The sequence below is a fragment of the Herbaspirillum sp. GW822-FHT03A08 genome (genome assembly GCF_058801885.1).
In genome coordinates this window covers 135,940-153,636 of sequence record NZ_JBXANR010000002.1, presented here as the reverse complement: position 1 = coordinate 153,636, position 17,697 = coordinate 135,940, and the positions used below count along the sequence as shown (strand labels likewise).

The window sequence follows — 17,697 nt, the reverse complement described above, 5'->3', positions numbered from 1 at the left end:
CCGATGATCAGATTTCCGCTGCACACACTGTTCAAGAGCGCGACAGTTTGAACACGCTGACGACCTGCGTCAGTTTGCCTGCCTGCTCTTGCAAGGATTGCGCAGCGGCCGCAGCCTCTTCCACCAGCGCGGCATTTTGCTGCGTGGTTTCGTCCATTTGCGTGATGGCGCGATTGACTTCTTCGATGCCGGTGCTTTGCTCGCTGCTGGCGGCGCTGATCTCGCCGACGATGTCGGTCACGCGGCGTACGCTGGCGACCACTTCTTGCATGGTTTCACCAGCCTGCTGCACCAGCTTGCTGCCGACGTCGACTTTCGACACCGAGTCGTCGATCAGGGTCTTGATTTCTTTCGCCGCCGCAGAAGAACGCTGCGCCAGGCTGCGCACTTCCGACGCCACCACGGCAAAGCCGCGGCCCTGTTCGCCGGCGCGCGCCGCTTCGACGGCGGCATTGAGCGCCAGGATGTTGGTCTGGAACGCGATGCCGTCGATCACGCTGATGATGTCGACGATCTTGCGCGACGAGTCATTGATCGAGCCCATGGTGTCGACCACCTGACCGACCACTGCGCCGCCCTGCTGCGCGACTTCGGACGCCGAGACGGCGAGCTGATTGGCCTGACGCGCGTTGTCGGCATTCTGCTTCACTGTCGAGGTCAGCTCTTCCATCGCTGAAGCGGTTTCTTCCAGCGAGCCGGCTTGCTGCTCGGTGCGCGAAGACAGATCGAGGTTGCCGCTGGCAATCTGCGTCGATGCCGTGGCAATGGTGTCGGTACCGATGCGAACTTCACCGACGATACGCAACAGGCTGTCGTTCATGGCGCGCAGGGCATCCATGAGACGGCCGGTTTCATCTTTGCTGTCGGAACGGATCTCGGCGCCAAGGTCACCCTCTGCAACGCGCTGTGCAATGTCGACGGCTTTGTTGAGCGGCACCGACACGATACGCGCGACCCAGATCGCCAGACCCAGTGCGATCACCACGATGGCGATCAGCAGGCCGAGAATCCCGTTGCGCGCCAGATTGAAAATCCGGTCGGCTTCGCTGCTTGAGCGGATCGTGCCGTTGTCGTTAACCTTAACCAGCTCGCCCAGTTGCTCCACCGCCTGACGGAACAGTTTGTTTGAATCGCCTTTGAATTGGGCGCGGGCTTCTTCTTTCTGATTGGCGCGCGACAAGGCCATCACCTTTTTGTTTTCCGCCAGGTACTTTTGCATGGTCTGCTGGAATTGCGGATAGATGGTGCGCTCTTCCGGTTCGGAGATCATGTCCTCGTAGCTCTTGAGATCCTTGTTGATGATTTCAAGACGCGTCTTCATGGCCTTTTCAGCGTCGTCGTAATCCTTGTCTTCGGTCGAGATGATGTGCTGCAGTTCCGAAATACGAAAGCGCGCCATCGATGTCTGCAATTGCAAACCGACCTTGATGCTCGGCATCCAGTTGGTGGCGATTTCGGTCGATGCCTGATTGACCTTGACCAGTTCGACGATGGAGAAAATGCCGAGTGCCGCAGTCAGGATAATGACGGACAGGAAAGAGAGGATCAGCTTTTTGGCGATGTTCAGGTTATAGAACCAAGTCATGATGAGTGCCTTAGGTGAAGATATGAGTTGCTGTTTGTTCGATGTTTTATACAGAGCAGCGGCGCAGTCAGCGCCAGCGTCTCACGAATGGTACGCATCCCGCCCCCTTCTTCATCATGGAAGAAGGAGGTTGTTTACTGCCCATTTGTGCCTACGGAGATGTCCTGAAACGCCGCCCTGCGGGGGCTGTGGGGAAAATCTGCCATGTATTTTCACATGGCATTGTGATGTGAATATGACGAGAAACGAGAGGAGAGACGAGAGTGTGAGACGGAGGCAGGACCCGGAACCTGCCGCCTGACAAAGTCCTGACTCCGCCGCATCGGCTGCGTCAACGATTCCGCTTAATTACGGTCCGCTGCATAGATCCGATAAAAGGCGTCGAGCGCGCGCTCGACCGACTCTTTCACTTTGGCCGGCGGCAATGTTGTAATGACGTTGAGAATACGTCCCTCGGCCCATTCTGCTTCGATCAGCACGCGGAACTGAATTCCCGCCAGCCACGAATCCGCTTCGCGGAAGATGCCTTTTTCCATGGCGCGTTTCATAAAGTCGGCAATCGCAAGCCAGCCGCGCCGCGGACCGTTTTCGTAATAGAGGCAACCGAGTTCGGAGCGCTCCGCGTTGTAATACAGCAAGCGCCGCACCGCGATCACTTCCGGCGACAGCACCAGATGCAGATATTTGCCGGCAAACAATTTCAGCGTGGCGCGCACCTGGTCGGGGTCCGCACTGTCCTCCGAGAGGATGGCAAACAGCGACTCGAACTGCATGCCCGCCTGCTGCTTCATGACCGCCAGGAAAATCTCTTCCTTCGACGAGAAATAGTTGTACAGCGTCGCCTTCGATCCGCCCAGGCGCGCGGAAATCTCCGCCATCGAGGCGCGGTCGAATCCTATCTCGTTAAACAATTCCGCCGCCACATCAATGATGGCCTGGCGCCGTTCTTCACTTTTCTTACGCATGTAAATCTTTGTCTGTGTGGCTCGATGGCGGCCTGGACCGCACTGAGCCTGGTTTCCCCGGAGGCTGTTGCTTTTTTTGCGACTGCAGCATTTGCGCCCCGTATTTTCGCCTAGTTTTGCTTGACGCTCGTTAAAAGTCAATACTATACTGAACTGTACAGTTTAATTATGAGTGGATTTACATCATGGAAGTTCAATCTGTTTCTCGCAAGGAAAGCCGTTCGCGCCCGCTGCGACCGTTGCTGACACTCTCCGCACTGGCCCTGGCGGCGCTGGCGCTGGCCGGTTGTGCGCAGTTCTCCGACATCGGCCCGCGCGCCGAACCCAAGGCCGCCGATGCCTATCAATCCTCCCAATCGCTCGCAGGTACTGCCGTTACCTGGCCTGACGACAACTGGTGGACGGCCTACGGCGACAAGCAGCTCAACACCCTGATCGGCGAAGCCTTGCACGGCGCACCGTCGCTGGCAGTGGCGCGTGCGCGCCTGCTGAAGGCAGAAGGCGTGGCGCAGCAGCAAGGCGCAGCCCTGTTGCCGCAGGTCAGCGCGAATGCTTCCCTGGATCACATGAAGCAAAGTTACAACAACGGCGTACCGCCGGACTTCGTGCCGCGCGGCTACAACAATGAAGCACGCGCCACGCTCGACTTCAGCTACGAGATCGACTTCTGGGGCAAGAACCGCGCCGCACTGGCCGCTGCCACATCCGACCTCGAAGCCTCACGCGCCGACGCCGCACAGGCGCGCATCGCGCTGTCGACGTCGATTGCCGCGGCCTATGCCGAACTGGAACGCCTGTTCAGCCAGCGCGACACATCAGAAGCTGCGCTGCAAGTACGCGTGGAAACTGAAAACCTGTTCCAGCAGCGCCGTCTCAACGGCCTGGAAACCGAAGGCAGCGTCAAGCAAGTCACCGCGCGCCGCGCCATGGCGGAAGCCGATCTGCTGAGTCTGGACGAGTCGATTGCACTCCAGCGCAACAAGCTGGCGGCGCTGGCCGGCGCCGGCCCGGATCGCGGCCTGCAACTGACACGCCCGGTGATCGACATGTCCAAGCCCTTCAATCTGCCGAAGGAATTGCCGGCGGAATTGCTGGGACGCCGTCCCGACATCGTCGCCGCGCGTCTGCGCGCGGAATCGGCCGCCAAGCAGATCAAGGTGGCGCGTGCGCAGTTTTATCCGAATGTAAATCTGAGCGCCTACTTCGGCTTCCAGTCGCTGGGCACCAACCTGCTGACGCAATCGGGATCGAGCATCGGCAGTTTCGGTCCGGCGATTTCGTTGCCGATTTTTGAGGGCGGCCGTCTGCGCGGACAGTTCCGTTCCGCCAGCGCCAGCTATGACGAAGCCGTCGCCAACTACGACAGCGCCGTCACGCAAGCCCTGCAGGATGTCGCCGACGTCGCCGTCAGCGAGAAGGCGCTCAGCGGCCGTCTGAACAAGACCGAGGAAGCCGCGCATGCCGCCGAAGAAGCCTATCGCATCGTACGCAACCGCTATGAAGGCGGCCTCACCAATTACCTCGATGTACTCAATGCACAGGATGCGCTGCTGACCAATCTGCGCGAGCTGTCGACCCTGCGTTCGCGCATGTTCGCGCTCGACGTCTCCATGGTGCGCGCACTGGGCGGCGGCTATCAGCACGCCAGCTGATCGCAACTGGCCGCCCGCAAATCGAATTCAACAAGATACAAGGAACCGTCATGTCACATAGTGATTCTCAAGCAATTCAAACCATCGCCGCCAGCACAGACAAGGCGCCCAACAAGCGCAAGAAGCTGTTCACCATTTTTGCCGGCGTGGTCGCCGTTGCCGCCATCGGCTACGGCACCTACTGGTACTTCATCGGCTCGCGCTATGTCACGACGGACAACGCCTACACCGCCGTCGAAGTCTCGCAAGTGACCCCGGCCGTCAACGGCATCGTGTCGGAAGTCAAAGTCGTCGATACGCAATACGTCAGGCAGGGCGACGTGCTGGTGGTCATCGACAAGCGCGACGCTGCTCTCGCACTGGCGCAAGCCGAAGCCGACCTGAGCCGTGCGGAACGCCGCGTACAGGGTTACTTCGCCAACGACACCGGACTGGCTGCGCAAGTGCTGGCACGGGAGGCGGAACAGAAACGTTCGGCAGCACAACTGCTGTCGGCACAAGCGGATCTGCAGCGCGCCGAACTGGATCTGCGCCGCCGCGAAGCATTGGAAAAATCTGGTTCGGTTTCGGGTGAAGAACTGACCAACGCCCGCACCACTGTATTGACCATGCAAGCCAACCTGAAAGCTGCCGAAGCCGGCCGCATTCAGGCTGACGCCAACCGCAACGCGACCATCGGCGCGCAAAAAGCCAGCACCGTGCTGACCGCAAACACGACCGTCGACACCAATCCGGAAGTCACGCTGGCGCGCGCCAAACGCGATCAGGCCAAACTGGATCTGGAACGCACCGTGCTGCGCGCCCCGGTGGATGGCGTCGTCGCCCGCCGCCAGGTGCAAGTCGGCCAGCGCGTGCAAGCCGGTACGGCGCTGTTGTCGGTAGTCCCGACCGGCCTGATGCACGTTGACGCCAACTTCAAGGAAGGCCAGCTGGCGCAGGTGCGCCTGGGCCAACCGGTCACCATGAAGGCCGACATCTACGGCAGCGCGGTGGAATATCACGGTACCGTGATCGGCGTGGCCGGCGGCACCGGTTCTGCCTTCGCAGTCATCCCGGCGCAAAACGCCACCGGCAACTGGATCAAGGTCGTGCAACGCTTGCCGGTGCGCATCTCTATCGATGGCAAGGAACTGGTGCAGCAACCGCTGAGCGTCGGCTTGTCGATGGATGTGTCGATCGATACACGCGGCAAGAGCGGTGCCGGTAAAGCCGGCAATTCGGCGATGACTTCCAGCGGCGCACTGACCGTCGGCAAGAATGACGGTAACAGCGACGGCAACAAACCAGCCAACGCATCGACTCTGTAATCAGGCGGCAATCATGTCATCCAATTTTTCCGACGCGGCCGTGAAGCCGCTGGAAGGCGCGCAGCTGATCGGCGCCGGCTTGCTGCTGGCGGCCGCCAACTTCATCGCGGTGCTCGACACCACGATCGCCAACGTCTCGGTGTCGACCATCTCGGGCGCACTCGGCGCGTCGTCGAGCCAGGGCACTTACGTCATTACCTCGTACGCGGTGGCTGAAGCGATTACCGTGCCGCTGACCGGCTGGCTCGCCAACCGGTTCGGTACGGTGCGCGTGTTCATCACGTCGATGATCCTGTTCGGCGTGTTCTCCGCGCTGTGCGGCCTGGCCAATTCGCTTGGCATGCTGATCGCCTTCCGCGTGTTGCAAGGTCTGGCCGGCGGTCCGCTGATGCCGTTGTCGCAAACCCTGCTGCTGCGCATTTTCCCCAAAGAGAAAGCGCCCGCCGCCGTCGGTTTGTGGGCCATGACCACGCTGATTGCACCGATTGCCGGACCGATCCTCGGCGGCGTGCTGTGCGATCAGTACAGCTGGCCGTACATCTTCTTCATCAACGTGCCGGTAGCGCTGCTGTGCGGCTACATGGGCTGGAAGATGCTCAAGCGCTATGAGTCGCCATTGCTGAAACTGCCGATCGACAAGATCGGCCTGATCCTGATGATCGTCTGGGTAGCGGCCTTGCAACTGATGCTCGACGAAGGCAAGGAAAAAGACTGGTTTGCCTCCAACGAAATCATCATCCTGGCGCTGGTGGCCGTTGCAGGTTTCGTCGCTTTCATGATCTGGGAGCTGACGGAACGCAATCCGATTGTCGACCTGCGGGTGTTCCGCCATCGCGGCTACTCGGCCAGTGTGACGACCATCTGTCTCGCCTTCGGCGCGTTCTTCGGCGCGACGGTGCTGACGCCGCTGTGGCTGCAGGGCTATATGGGCTACACGGCGACGCACTCGGGTGAGACCACGGCGATGAGCGGCATCCTTGCGGTGATGACCGCGCCGTTTGTCGCGAAGATGTCGACCAAGGTCGATCCGCGCAAGCTGGTCTTTATCGGCGTGATGTGGCTGGGCGCGGTGACGCTGTTCCGCAGCTTCAACACCTCCGACATGACCAACTTCCAGATCGGCTGGCCGCTGCTGCTGCAAGGTATCGGTCTGCCGCTGTTCTTCGTGCCGCTGACCGGTCTCGCGCTAGCCAGTGTGGATGAATCGGAGACGGCGTCGGCGGCGGGTCTGATGAGCTTCTGCCGCACCATGTCGGGTGCGATTGCGACCTCGCTGGTCAACACCAGTTGGGAAAACAAGTCGATCTACTATCACGCCGAATTGTCCGGCCTGGTCGATCAGTTCGGCGATGCGATCAACTCGCTGACGCAAGCAGGCATGTCGCTCGATCAGGCGCGCGCCAGCATCGAACAGACCTTGCAGTCGCAAAGCATCATGCTGTCGACCAATCACATCTTCATGATGGCGGCGATCTCATTCGGGCTGGCGGCGACGGCGGTGTGGTTTGCACCGAAGCCGACACGGGTGGCGGATACGTCGGCGGCGCACTGAGGCTCTTGCAGTAAGAAAGAAAAAGGGATGCCGCATCAACGGCATCCCTTTTTTATTGTCTCGCGCCCTGTCAGGCGATCTACAGTTCCGCCCACTGGCGCAACAGATTGTGATAATGCCCGGTCAGGCCGAGAACTTCACCGGTATCGCCGAGCTTGCCGCGCAGACTCGATATATTCTGGTCCAGTTCGAACAGGAGGCTGCGCTGCCAGTCGTCGCGCACCATGCTTTGCGTCCAGAAAAAGGAACACACTCGCGCGCCGCTGCTCACTGGCTCCACCCGATGCAGGCTGGTCGACGGATACAGTATGAGATCGCCGGCCGGCAATTTGACTTCATGGGTGCCGTAGGTGTCGACAACGATCAATTCGCCGCCTTCATATTCTTCCGGTTCCGACAGGAACAAGGTCGACGATAAGTCGGTGCGGATACTCTGCCCCGTGCCGGGCACGGCGCGCACCGAACCATCGACATGCAGTCCGTAATGCTCGCCGCCTTCGTAGCTGTTGAACAAAGGCGGTATCGTCGTCTTCGGCAAGGCGGCGGCAAAGAACAACGGACTCTTCTTCAGCGCCGCGAGGATAATCTCGCCGAGCCTGATGCTCAGCGGCGAAAACTCCGGCAGTTGGCGATTGCGTTTGACCTTGGCGCCCTGCTCGCCCACGGTTGCCTTGCCGTCGACCCAGTCGGCGCTCGCCAGTTCCTGCCGGATAAAGGCGACCTCGGCTGCCGTCAGCACTTCCGGAATGTGCAGCATCATGTTGGTTCTCCAATGAAAAGCCCCTCCTTGCAGGAGGGGCCTGATTTTGCGCGTTTAGCCTCCCGTACGGCCGCCCACTATAAACCATGCGGGAAGGCCGTCGGTTTGTGCCGGATCAGGACCGCATCAGAACTTGAGGTTGGCGGTCAGGGTGACGGCGCGCGGCGTGCCCGGCGTATAGCGATAGCCGCTCTTGTTGATTGCAGCCACGTAATCCTTGTTGAAAATATTGTACAGATTCAACTGCAGATCCAGGTTCTTGTTGACGACATAGCTGGCCATGCCGTCGAACACCCAATAGGAGCTGGCGTACTGAGGCGTGCCGCTCAGCTTGTCGTCGCTGCCGCGCAGCAGCGAACTCACATAGCGCGCACCGCCGCCGATGGTGAAGCCTTGAGGCAATTTGTAGGTCGCCCACGACGTGAAGGCCTGCTTGGGCGTGTAGGCCAGATTGTTCTCGCCGTTGGCAGTGACCACTGCGCCGCTGTCGACCTTGGTGTCCATGTAGGTGTAGCCGGCGGTCAGCGCCAGGTTGGGGGTCACTTCGCCGGTCACGCCGAGTTCGATGCCTTGAACCGTCTTCTTGCCGGTCTGGAAGTACAGGCCGGAGGTCGGGTCCTGTTCCACCTCATTATTGACTTCGGTGCGATACAAAGCGGCGGTCAAGGCCAGCTTTTTGTTCAGCACATCCCACTTGGTGCCGATTTCCGCAGTCTTGGTCTTTTGTGGCGCAAAGTTGGGATTGTCTGCGCTATTGGCCGAAGAGCTCAATGCGAAGCTGTTGCCGCCCGGTGGCAGCTGCGAAGTCGCATACAGCGCATAGACGCTGCTGTTTTCAGTCGGCTTGTAGATGCCCGCCAGCTTCCAGTTGAACAGATTGCCATTGGTGCTGAAGTTCTGGCGGAACAGCGTGCCCGCCGTCACGCCAGTCGGGCAGACCGTCCCGCGTCCTCCCGGGGCAACGCACTTGTAGCCGCTTGCGGCGTCGGTGTCGTAGTGGTCGACGCGAATGCCGCCGTTGATCGACCAGCGCTCGTTGAACTTGAGCGTATCGAAAAGGTAGGCCGACACCGTCTTGGTTTCACCAGAAGAATTCAGGCCGGAATTCGGCGTCATCGTCCAGGTGCCCCGACCGACGTTGGGATTCGGGTTGTACAGATTGGCGGCGGGCAAACTTCCGCTCGTATCGTAGCCGACGTTATTCTGTTTTTCCTGAGTCAACTCGACGCCGCCCATCAGCGTGTGCTTGATAGCGCCGGTCTGCAGATTGGCAGTGATGTAGGTCTGGTTGGTCAGGATGGTATTGGTCTGGTCCTTGATCGTCGGATTCGAACGGGCGATAGTCCATGTCGACAAATCCGACGGATTGGGCGTCACCAGATTGGCCGCGCTCCCCATGAAGGAAGTCAGCAGATAGTTCTGATGGGTTCTGCCGTAGCGCGTGGTGTTCTGCAGCTTCACGTCCGGCGAGAAATCGTGTTCGACGCGCAAAGTCACCCGGTCAGTGGAGACATCGTTGTAATCGCTGGTGAGGCCATAGAAATTCGATGAATTCACTCGCGGAGCATTGGTCACATAAGCGCGCGGCGGAATGGCCGGCGTGGCGCCGGCTGCGGCCGTCTGCGGGCTCTGATAACCCGGCAGGCCGATTGTCGGCACGCCGCCGTCCGGTACGTCGTTCTGCTCCATGTGCAGATAGTCCAGGAAGATGCGGGTGTTGGTGCCTAGGCCGTTCGCCAATGACGCGGCAACGCCCGAGTGATCGTTCTTCACTTCGTGGCGTCCCGGTACGCCGCTATCCTGCTTCATCAGGTTGAGGCGGAGCGCAGTGCCGGACTCGGCGTTGAGCACCTTGTTCCAGTCGGCGGTGGCACGCTTCTGGTTCCAGCTGCCGTAAGTGGCGGAGGCGCTGAAGGCATCGCTTATCTCCGCCTGTTTGGTCACCAGATTGATCGAGCCGGTCGGCGAGCCGCGGCCGGTGTCGGTGCCTGCCGGTCCTTTGAGCACTTCTACCTGCTGGATGTTGAACATGTCGCGCGAGACCGAACCCAGGTCGCGTACGCCGTCAACGAAAATGGCGCCGGACGCATCGAAGCCGCGCATGTAGATGGCGTCGCCGGTGCTGGTGGAACCGTTCTCGCCGAGATAGAAGGTGCTTACGCCAGGACTGTTGCGCAGCGCTTCCGTCAGCGTGGTGGCGTTTTGCTGATCGATCAGTTGTCGCTTGATGACTTGCAGCGTTTGCGGAGTGTCGACCAGCGGTTGCGCATATTTGGCGGAGGAAGCGCGCTCTGCCTTGTAGCCGCCATCCTGCGTCGTAGTCACTTCAACGCTGGGCAATTGCGATTGCTGGGCATGGGCCACGGCGGGCAGCAGAAGCGCGCCGGCAATGGCAGCAGTCATTTTCGGATGGAAACGGGGCTGCGCATGTTTGCGATTTTTTATGTAAGTCATGAACGGAACTCATAAGTAAAAGTTTCGGACTGGCTGGCTTACATCTGCAATACAGAACTGGCTGGCGACGCGAAGATAAATTGTTTGATGTGCACACGAACAGGTCGGCGCATTCACGACGCGGATCGGCTACGCGGAAGAACCGCGGTGGCTGGAAAAGAAGATGCCGTCGTGAGATGAATGTTGAATGCTTTCACTCGCAGCAATTCTAATTGAGAATCATTACTAAATACACACATTGTTGCGAATTAGAAACAATAATTTACATTCGACGATCTCCGGCGACATGCACTGCACAGCCGCCGGCCTTGCGGGGACACAAGAAACGTGAAAACAGGGGGAAGCCGGAAGCGGCAACCCGCCGCTTCCGGAAGACGTGCTGCCGACGCTACTTGAGCGTCACCTTGGCATCCGGCCAATCGCCGCCCAAGGCCTTGATCAAGAACACCGACGTCAGCATGCGCTGCCCCATCAGTTGCGCTGCCTGGCGTTCGCTGTTGAGCAGCGCTTGCTGCGCGGTGATCACGTCCAGATACGTCGCCACGCCGCCTTCATAACGGCTGTTGGCGATGTCGAGCACGCGGCGTGCCGACACAATCGCCGCCTGCGCCTGGGCATACGCGCGGTCCAGTGCGGACACGCCAGTGATGCCGTCTTCCACTTCCTGCATCGCGGTCAGTACGACGCGGCGGTAGTTGGCCACGGCGACGTCATAGCCGCCTTTCGCAAAATCGACGTTGGCGCTGATACGGCCGCCATCGAATATCGTCTGCGTCAGCGATACCCCCAGCGACCATACTACGCTCGGCGCGTTGAACAAGGTCTCGATGGTGCGGCTGTCGACGCCATATGACGGCGCCAGAATCACGCTCGGGAAAAACGCTGCACGCGCCACACCGATTTGCGCATTGGATGCCGCCATGGCGCGTTCCGCCGAAGCGATGTCGGGACGACGTTCCAGCAAATCGGACGGCACGCCGATCGGCACTGCCGGCGGCGTCATCGGCGCCAGTGCAGGCGGCAATGAGAAGTTCGGCGCCGGCGTGCCGGTCAGTGTGGCGATGGCGTGCTCATATTGCGAGCGCGCCTTGCGCAGCACATCGACCTGCGTCAGCGTGGTATCGAGCAGGGCTTGCTGCTGGGCGACATCCAGGCCTGAGGTCGCACCGAGATCATGACGCGAGGTCGCCAGTTCCAGTGCCTTGCGTTGCAGCTCGATGGAACGCGACAGCACGTCGAGTTCGACGTCCAGTTCGCGCAGGTTGAAGTAATTGGTCGCCAGATCGGCGCTCAGCAGCAGGCGCGTATTTTCCAGATCGGCGGCGGATTGCTCGGCCGAAGCACGCGCGCCCTCGACATTGCGTTGCACGCGGCCGAACAGATCTACTTCATAGCTGGCGTTCAGGCCCAGCGCAAAATCGTTCTGCACCGTTGCAAAGTTCGGCGCGTTGTAGTTGGTCAGCGGACGGTTGCCGGCGATGCGCAGACGCGAGGCGCGCACGCCGGTGCTGACTTGCGGATACATGCCAGCCGAAACCGAATTTGCAGTGGCACGCGCCTGCGTCAACCGCGCGGCGGCAACCGCCAGCGTCTGGTTGCCGTCCAGCGCCTGCTCCTGCAAGGCGTTCAGTTTGGCGTCGCCGAAACGTTCCCACCACGCGCCCTTGGCTTGCGTGTCGCTCGGCGTACTCTGACGCCACGGCGCATCGAGCTGCCAGGTGACCGGCATGTCGACGTCAGGCTTGCGATAGTCGGGGCCGACTGCACAGCCCGCCAGAACAGCGGCGCTCAGTGCGACGGCGGCGACAGCAATCGGATGCAGGCGCAGCTTCATCACGACTTGCCTTGCTCAGCTGGTTTGCCGTCCGCCTTAGTTGCAGGATTAACTGCCGGCTTGGTATCGGGCGCCAAGGCAACTTCGTCGCCTTCCGCTACCGAATCGGACGGATTGAGAATCAGGCGTTCGGTGCCGCTGATGCCATCGAGCACTTCCACGGTCTGGCCATAATTGCGGCCGAGCTGCACACGCTTCAGATGCACGCGGTTCTTGTCATCCACGGCGGCCACCAGCGTGCCGTCACGACGGAAGATCAGGGTATCGGTGGATACGACCAGCGCACCGCTTGGTTTCAGCGGCAAGGCAACTTGCACGAAGGCACCCGGCAACAAGGCGCCATCGGTGTTCGGCAGCGACACTTCCACCTGCATGGTGCGCGTGCTGGTATCGATCGATGCCGCAGTGCGAACGACCTTGCCCTCAAAGCTGCGGCCGCGCAGTTCGGACTGCGTCACCACGACCTTCTGTCCCTGCTTGATCAGATTGGCGTAAGACTGCGGTACGTTGATGTAGACGCGCAGCGGATCGGTCTGCGCCAGTGTGAACAAGGCGCGTCCGACACCGCCGCCTGCACCCGGATCGATCAGGTCGCCGACGTCGACGTTGCGGCGCGTGATCACGCCGGCAAACGGTGCGACGATGCGCTTGAAGCCTTCCACCTGACGCAGACGTTCGACGTTGGCGTCGGCGGCGGCGAGGTTGGAACGCGCCTGCGAATAACCGCTGCGGCGCTCATCGAGTTCCTGTTGCGACACGGCGTCTTTCTTGCGCAATGCTTCCCAGCGATCCACGGTGCTCTTGGCCAGTTCCAGACTGGAAGCAGCTTGCTGGCGCGCGGCGACGGCTTGCGACAATTGCTGGTCGATTTCCGGCGTATCGAGTTCCGCGAGCAGCTCGCCCTTTTCGACGCGGCTGCCGATGTCCTTGTGCCAGCGTTTCAGATAACCGGCGGCCCGCGCCGAAATCGGCGATTGCACAAAGCCTTGCAGCGTGCCGGGCAGCGATAGCGTCTGGCCGGCATCAGTGCTCTTCGCGATGGCGGTCTTGACGTATTGCCTGGCGCGCTCGGCGGTGCCGGCTTCCAGTTCGCGCGCGTTGAAGATGCGGCTGATGACGGTGCGGCCGGCGCCCACTGCGAGCAGCACCAGCACCACGACCATGACGATCTTGGTGCGGCGTACGATCTGCTGACGCTTCAGCAGCTCTCCGGATGCATCCGGATCCACGGGATGGATGCCGAGTTGAGAATGACGTTCTTGCGACATTGCTTCCTATCTCCTGTTACGGCTGCTGAGGCTGAGGGGGCGTACCATTGCTGTCGGCCGGCCCATGCCCGTGATCCTGACGCGCCTCTTTGCGGCGTGCCAGTCGTTGGTGAACGCCCGCAAAAACGACGGGAACGAAAAATAAAGTCGATACGGTAGCGAAAATCAGACCGCCGATCACGGCGCGGCCGAGCGGCGCATTCTGTTCTGCGCCTTCGCCCAAGCCCAGCGCCATCGGGATCATGCCGATGATCATCGCCAGCGCCGTCATCAGCACCGGACGGATACGCGTGGCGCCCGACTCCAGCGCTGCCGCCAATGGCGTCGCGCCTTCATCCTTGCGCTGCCGCGCGAACGACACGATCAGAATACTGTTGGCGGTCGCCACCCCCATGGTCATGATGGCTCCCGTCAATGCCGGCACCGACAGCGTGGTGCCGGTGATGAACAGCATCCAGGCAATTCCCGCCAGCGCCGCGGGCAAGGCGGCAATAATGATCGCTGCATCGATCCACGACTGGAAGTTGACCACCACCAGCAGGTAGACCAGCACAATCGCCATCGCCAAGCCGACGCCCAGGCCGATGAACGAGGCCTGCATGGTCTGCACCTGACCGCGCACAGCGATCTGGCTGCCGCGCGGCAGCTTCGGCTTCATCTCTTCAACCAGCTTGCTGACCTTGCCGGCAACAGTGGCGAGATCGGTGCCCTGTACGCTGACGAACACGTCGACCGCCGGCAGAATGTTGTAGCGCGACGAGATCGCAACCTGACGTCCTTGTTTGACGTCCACCAGATTGCCCAGCAATTGGGTGTTGGTCGGTGCGCCCGTCGCCGTACCGGCGGCGCCTGCACCGACCGGGATATTGAGCAGCGAGTCGAGCGAGTCGACGCGGTACTGCGGCGACTGCACGGCGACGTTGTAGACCACGCCGTTTTGCGGATTGAGCCAGAAGGCCGGGGTCGTCTGCGAGCTGCCGGACAAGGCGATCAGCACGTTCTGGCCGACGTTGGCGGCGGACAATCCATACTGCTGCAAGCGCGTACGATCCATCTGCATGTCCAGACTCGGGCCGTCCATGCGCTGATGCACGTGGGCATCGACCGCGCCGGGGATCTGGCGGATCTGCTTGGTCAGTTCAGCTGCCAGTTCGGCGTTCTTTTCCAGATTGGGTCCGGTGAACTGCACGTCGATCGCCGCCGGCAAACCGAAATTCAGAATCTGCGTGACGATGTCGGCCGGCTGGAAGAAGAATTCGACGCCGGGGAAACGTTTGGGCAACTCGGCACGCAGTTTGGTCACCAGTTGTTCCGTCGGACGATGTCCTTCGCGCAGCGACATCAGGATTTCTCCGTCGAGCGTGCCGATGGTGCCGGCATTACTGTACGAAAGATTAATACCGCTGTTGGGCACGCCGATGTTGTCGAGGACGGTTTCCAGTTCGTCGGCAGGAATCATCTCCCGGATGGCGGATTCGACCTGATCGGCGATGCGCGCGGTCTCTTCGATACGTGTACCGGTCGCCGTGCGCATATGCAAGCGGATCTGGCCGCCGTCAACGCTAGGGAAGAAGTCGCGACCGAGGAAGGGATACAACAGGCAAGACAGCACGCAGAAAGCGAGGAAGGCCAGCGCAAAGCGGCGGCGATGCGCCAGCAGCGAAGACAACACCAGCGTATAGGCGCGGCGCACGCGTTCAAAGCGTGCATCGAAACCGCGGTACAGGCGCTGCAACAGACTTGGCTTGCCGCCGTCGTCGGCGCCGTGTGCGTTGTTCATCAACAGCATCACCAGTGTCGGCACCAGCGTACGCGACAAGATATAAGACGCCGCCATCGCGAACACCACCGCCTCGGCCAGCGGCACGAACAGGAAGCGCGCCACGCCCGACAGGAAGAACATCGGCACGAACACGATACAAATACATACGGTCGACACGAAGGCCGGCACGCCGATTTCACCGGCGCCGACAATGATGGAATCGTGCAGAGGTTTGCCCATGTGCATGTGCCGCTCGATATTCTCAATCGTCACGATCGCCTGGTCGACCAGGATACCGACCGAGAGCGCAAGGCCCCCCAATGTCATCAGATTGAGCGTCTCGCCCAGCATGTAGAGCACCAGAATCGACGCCAGAATCGACAGCGGAATCGTCACGGCGATGATCACCGTGCTGCGCCAGTTGCCGAGGAACAGCAGCACCATCGCCGCAGTCAGGCCGGCGGCGATCAGCGCTTCGGCCACCACGCCTTTGACCGCGGCTTTCACGAACAGCGACTGGTCGAACAGCGGCGTGATCTTGACGTCAGCCGGCATGGTCTGCTGCGCCTGCGGCAGCAGCGCGCGCAGGTTGTTGACGATGTCCAGCGTGGACGCGCCACCGTTCTTCAACACCGACAACAGGACGCCGCGCACGCCGTCCTGGCGCACCACGTTGGTTTGCGGCGAGAAGCCGTCGCGCACATAGGCGACGTCGCGCAGATAGGTGGTGGCGCCGTTGGCGGTACGCACCGGCAGGTCATTGAGTCCGTTCACCGCTTCCGGCGAACCGTTCATCTTGATGGTGTATTCGGTGCCGCCGAACTTGGCGGTACCGGAGGGCAGAATCAGGTTTTGCGTGTTGACGGCGTTGACCACGTCGACCGGCGACAGGCCGCGCGCCTGCAGCGCCTGGGTATCGAGGTCGACCGAGATCAGACGGGTCTTGCCGCCGTAAGGGAAAGGCACGGCGACGCCGGGAATCGTGATGAGCTGCGGACGCAGCGTATTGACGGCAGCGTCGAACAGCTGCTGCTCAGGCAGCGTCGCGCTCGACAATGCCAACTGCATGACCGGGATGCTGGAAGCGGAATACTTGATCACCAGCGGCGGCGTAATGCCGGGCGGCAGCTGGCGCAACTGCGATTGCACCGAGGCGACCGTCTGCGCAATCGCGTTCTGGATGTTGGCGGTAGGCTGGAAGAAAACCTTGATCACGGAAACGCCGGCCAGCGATTGCGACTCGATATGTTCGATGTCGCTGACCACGGTGGTCAGGCCGCGCTCGTTCTGGGACGCAATGCGCTGCCCCATTTCCTGCGCGGACAGGCCGTTGTAGTTCCAGATGATGCTGATGACCGGAATATTAATTTCCGGAAAGATGTCCGTCGCCATTTTCATGAGGACAAGCGGCGTGGACAGCACGATCAGCATCGCCATCACAATAAAGGTGTACGGGCGACGCAGCGCCAACTCGACCATTGACATGAACTTTGGTTCCCTGAAATGAGACTTTTATTATACTCAGAATAATTTGCCGCAAAGCTACTACTCTTGCGCGTTTTTCTTCCGCTCTTACTCTTTTTTGTTCTTTTCTGCCCTCTTTTGCCGTCTTTCTGCGTCCAACTGACAAAAGCCTTACCATTTCACTTTCTCGCCCCGCCGTCGCCTCCGACTACGCCATGGAATTACTACGCACCCGCATTGAAGCCAGCGTCATCAGCATCAGCCGCCCTCCCGGCAGCCCTGATTTTCGCTATCCTCTGGGCGATCCCGGCCTGTTCGGTCCGGATTCCGCCGCCTGGCTGGTGCACAGCGACTTTACTGCGATGCTAATCGGCGGCGTCAGCGCGCTCCTGATGCAGATGCTGCACCCGCTGGCGCTGGCCGGCGTGTGGGATCATTCCACATTTCAGCAAGATATGCTTGGCCGCTTGCGGCGCACCGCGCAGTTTATCGCAGGAACGACCTTTGGCAACCGCGAAGATGCAGAGAAACTGATCGCGCTTGTGCGCCGTATCCACAGCGGCGTACGCGGCGTCGCACCGGATGGCCGCGCTTATTCGGCCGACGATCCCGACTTGCTGACCTGGGTGCATGTGGCGGAAGTATCGAATTTCCTGCGCGCGTATCTGCGCTATCGCAATCCGCAGCTGGGCATGGCGCAACAGAACCAGTACCTCGACGAAATCGCCCTGGTCGCCGAGCAACTCGGAGCAAGAAATGTGCCGCGTACCCTGGCGGAGATGGACGGTTATATAGAGAAGATGCGGCCGCAACTGCATTGCGACGCACGCACGCTGAAGACTTTGGAGCTGGTGATGAACGCACCCGCACCGAATGCGCTGGCGGTGCCGTGGACGCGGCTGATGATGCGCGCCGGCGTCGATATGCTGCCGGACTGGGCCAAGCTTCAGCTCGGCGTGAAACCACTGCGCCCGTTACAGCAGATGATGCTGCAACGGGCCGTCGCAGTGGCGGCGAAACCGATACGCTGGGCGGTCCGGCAGAGTTCCGCCCAGTTGGCTCGCCAGCGCATGGCGCCGGCTGAGCCAACATAA

11 protein-coding genes are annotated in these 17,697 nt (G+C 60.8%); 4 read left to right on the top strand and 7 right to left on the bottom strand.

The genetic code is table 11. The features are described from left to right. Positions 1-31: 31 nt before the first annotated feature. Together AC1RN6_RS05695 and AC1RN6_RS05690 are read right to left on the bottom strand one after the other, a co-directional pair. Positions 32-1,585, bottom strand: coding sequence for a methyl-accepting chemotaxis protein (locus tag AC1RN6_RS05695; RefSeq protein ID WP_493003743.1), 1,554 nt, complete (start codon positions 1,583-1,585; stop codon positions 32-34). 344 nt (positions 1,586-1,929) lie between these two features. Further along, on the bottom strand, positions 1,930-2,550 hold the full coding sequence (locus tag AC1RN6_RS05690) for a TetR/AcrR family transcriptional regulator (protein ID WP_493003741.1): 621 nt from the start codon (positions 2,548-2,550) through the stop codon (positions 1,930-1,932). 185 nt (positions 2,551-2,735) lie between these two features. Between AC1RN6_RS05690 and AC1RN6_RS05685 the strand changes: the two genes are divergently transcribed. The 3 genes from AC1RN6_RS05685 to AC1RN6_RS05675 are packed head-to-tail and all read left to right on the top strand — an operon-like array spanning position 2,736 to position 7,061. Continuing rightward, entirely contained in the window at positions 2,736-4,202 is a 1,467-nt protein-coding gene (locus AC1RN6_RS05685) for an efflux transporter outer membrane subunit (protein WP_493003740.1), read from the top strand. A 50-nt stretch (positions 4,203-4,252) separates the two neighbouring features. Continuing rightward, the gene (locus AC1RN6_RS05680) at positions 4,253-5,509 is read left to right on the top strand and encodes an HlyD family secretion protein (RefSeq protein ID WP_493003739.1); all 1,257 of its coding nucleotides are present in this window, start codon (positions 4,253-4,255) and stop codon (positions 5,507-5,509) included. Positions 5,510-5,522: 13 nt separating this feature from the next. After that, positions 5,523-7,061: a DHA2 family efflux MFS transporter permease subunit gene (locus tag AC1RN6_RS05675; protein WP_493003737.1), complete on the top strand. Its 1,539-nt coding sequence runs from the start codon at positions 5,523-5,525 to the stop codon at positions 7,059-7,061. A gap of 79 nt (positions 7,062-7,140) precedes the next feature. On the opposite strand, the gene AC1RN6_RS05670 is transcribed toward AC1RN6_RS05675, so the two are convergent. The 5 genes from AC1RN6_RS05670 to AC1RN6_RS05650 form a co-directional block, all read right to left on the bottom strand. Continuing rightward, complete coding sequence (locus AC1RN6_RS05670; RefSeq protein WP_493003735.1) at positions 7,141-7,821, bottom strand: Fe2+-dependent dioxygenase; 681 nt, start codon at positions 7,819-7,821, stop codon at positions 7,141-7,143. 126 nt (positions 7,822-7,947) lie between these two features. After that, complete coding sequence (locus AC1RN6_RS05665) at positions 7,948-10,275, bottom strand: catecholate siderophore receptor Fiu (protein WP_493003734.1); 2,328 nt, start codon at positions 10,273-10,275, stop codon at positions 7,948-7,950. A 388-nt stretch (positions 10,276-10,663) separates the two neighbouring features. Continuing rightward, complete coding sequence (locus tag AC1RN6_RS05660) at positions 10,664-12,109, bottom strand: efflux transporter outer membrane subunit (protein WP_493003732.1); 1,446 nt, start codon at positions 12,107-12,109, stop codon at positions 10,664-10,666. Beyond that, positions 12,109-13,377: an efflux RND transporter periplasmic adaptor subunit gene (locus AC1RN6_RS05655; protein ID WP_493003731.1), complete on the bottom strand. Its 1,269-nt coding sequence runs from the start codon at positions 13,375-13,377 to the stop codon at positions 12,109-12,111. Before AC1RN6_RS05655 ends, AC1RN6_RS05660 begins: the two co-directional genes overlap by 1 nt. Before the next feature lie 16 nt (positions 13,378-13,393). Beyond that, positions 13,394-16,624: an efflux RND transporter permease subunit gene (locus tag AC1RN6_RS05650; protein WP_493003730.1), complete on the bottom strand. Its 3,231-nt coding sequence runs from the start codon at positions 16,622-16,624 to the stop codon at positions 13,394-13,396. A gap of 194 nt (positions 16,625-16,818) precedes the next feature. Here AC1RN6_RS05650 and AC1RN6_RS05645 point away from each other — a divergent pair, with 194 nt between their 5' ends. After that, on the top strand, positions 16,819-17,697 hold the full coding sequence (locus tag AC1RN6_RS05645; RefSeq protein WP_493003729.1) for an oxygenase MpaB family protein: 879 nt from the start codon (positions 16,819-16,821) through the stop codon (positions 17,695-17,697).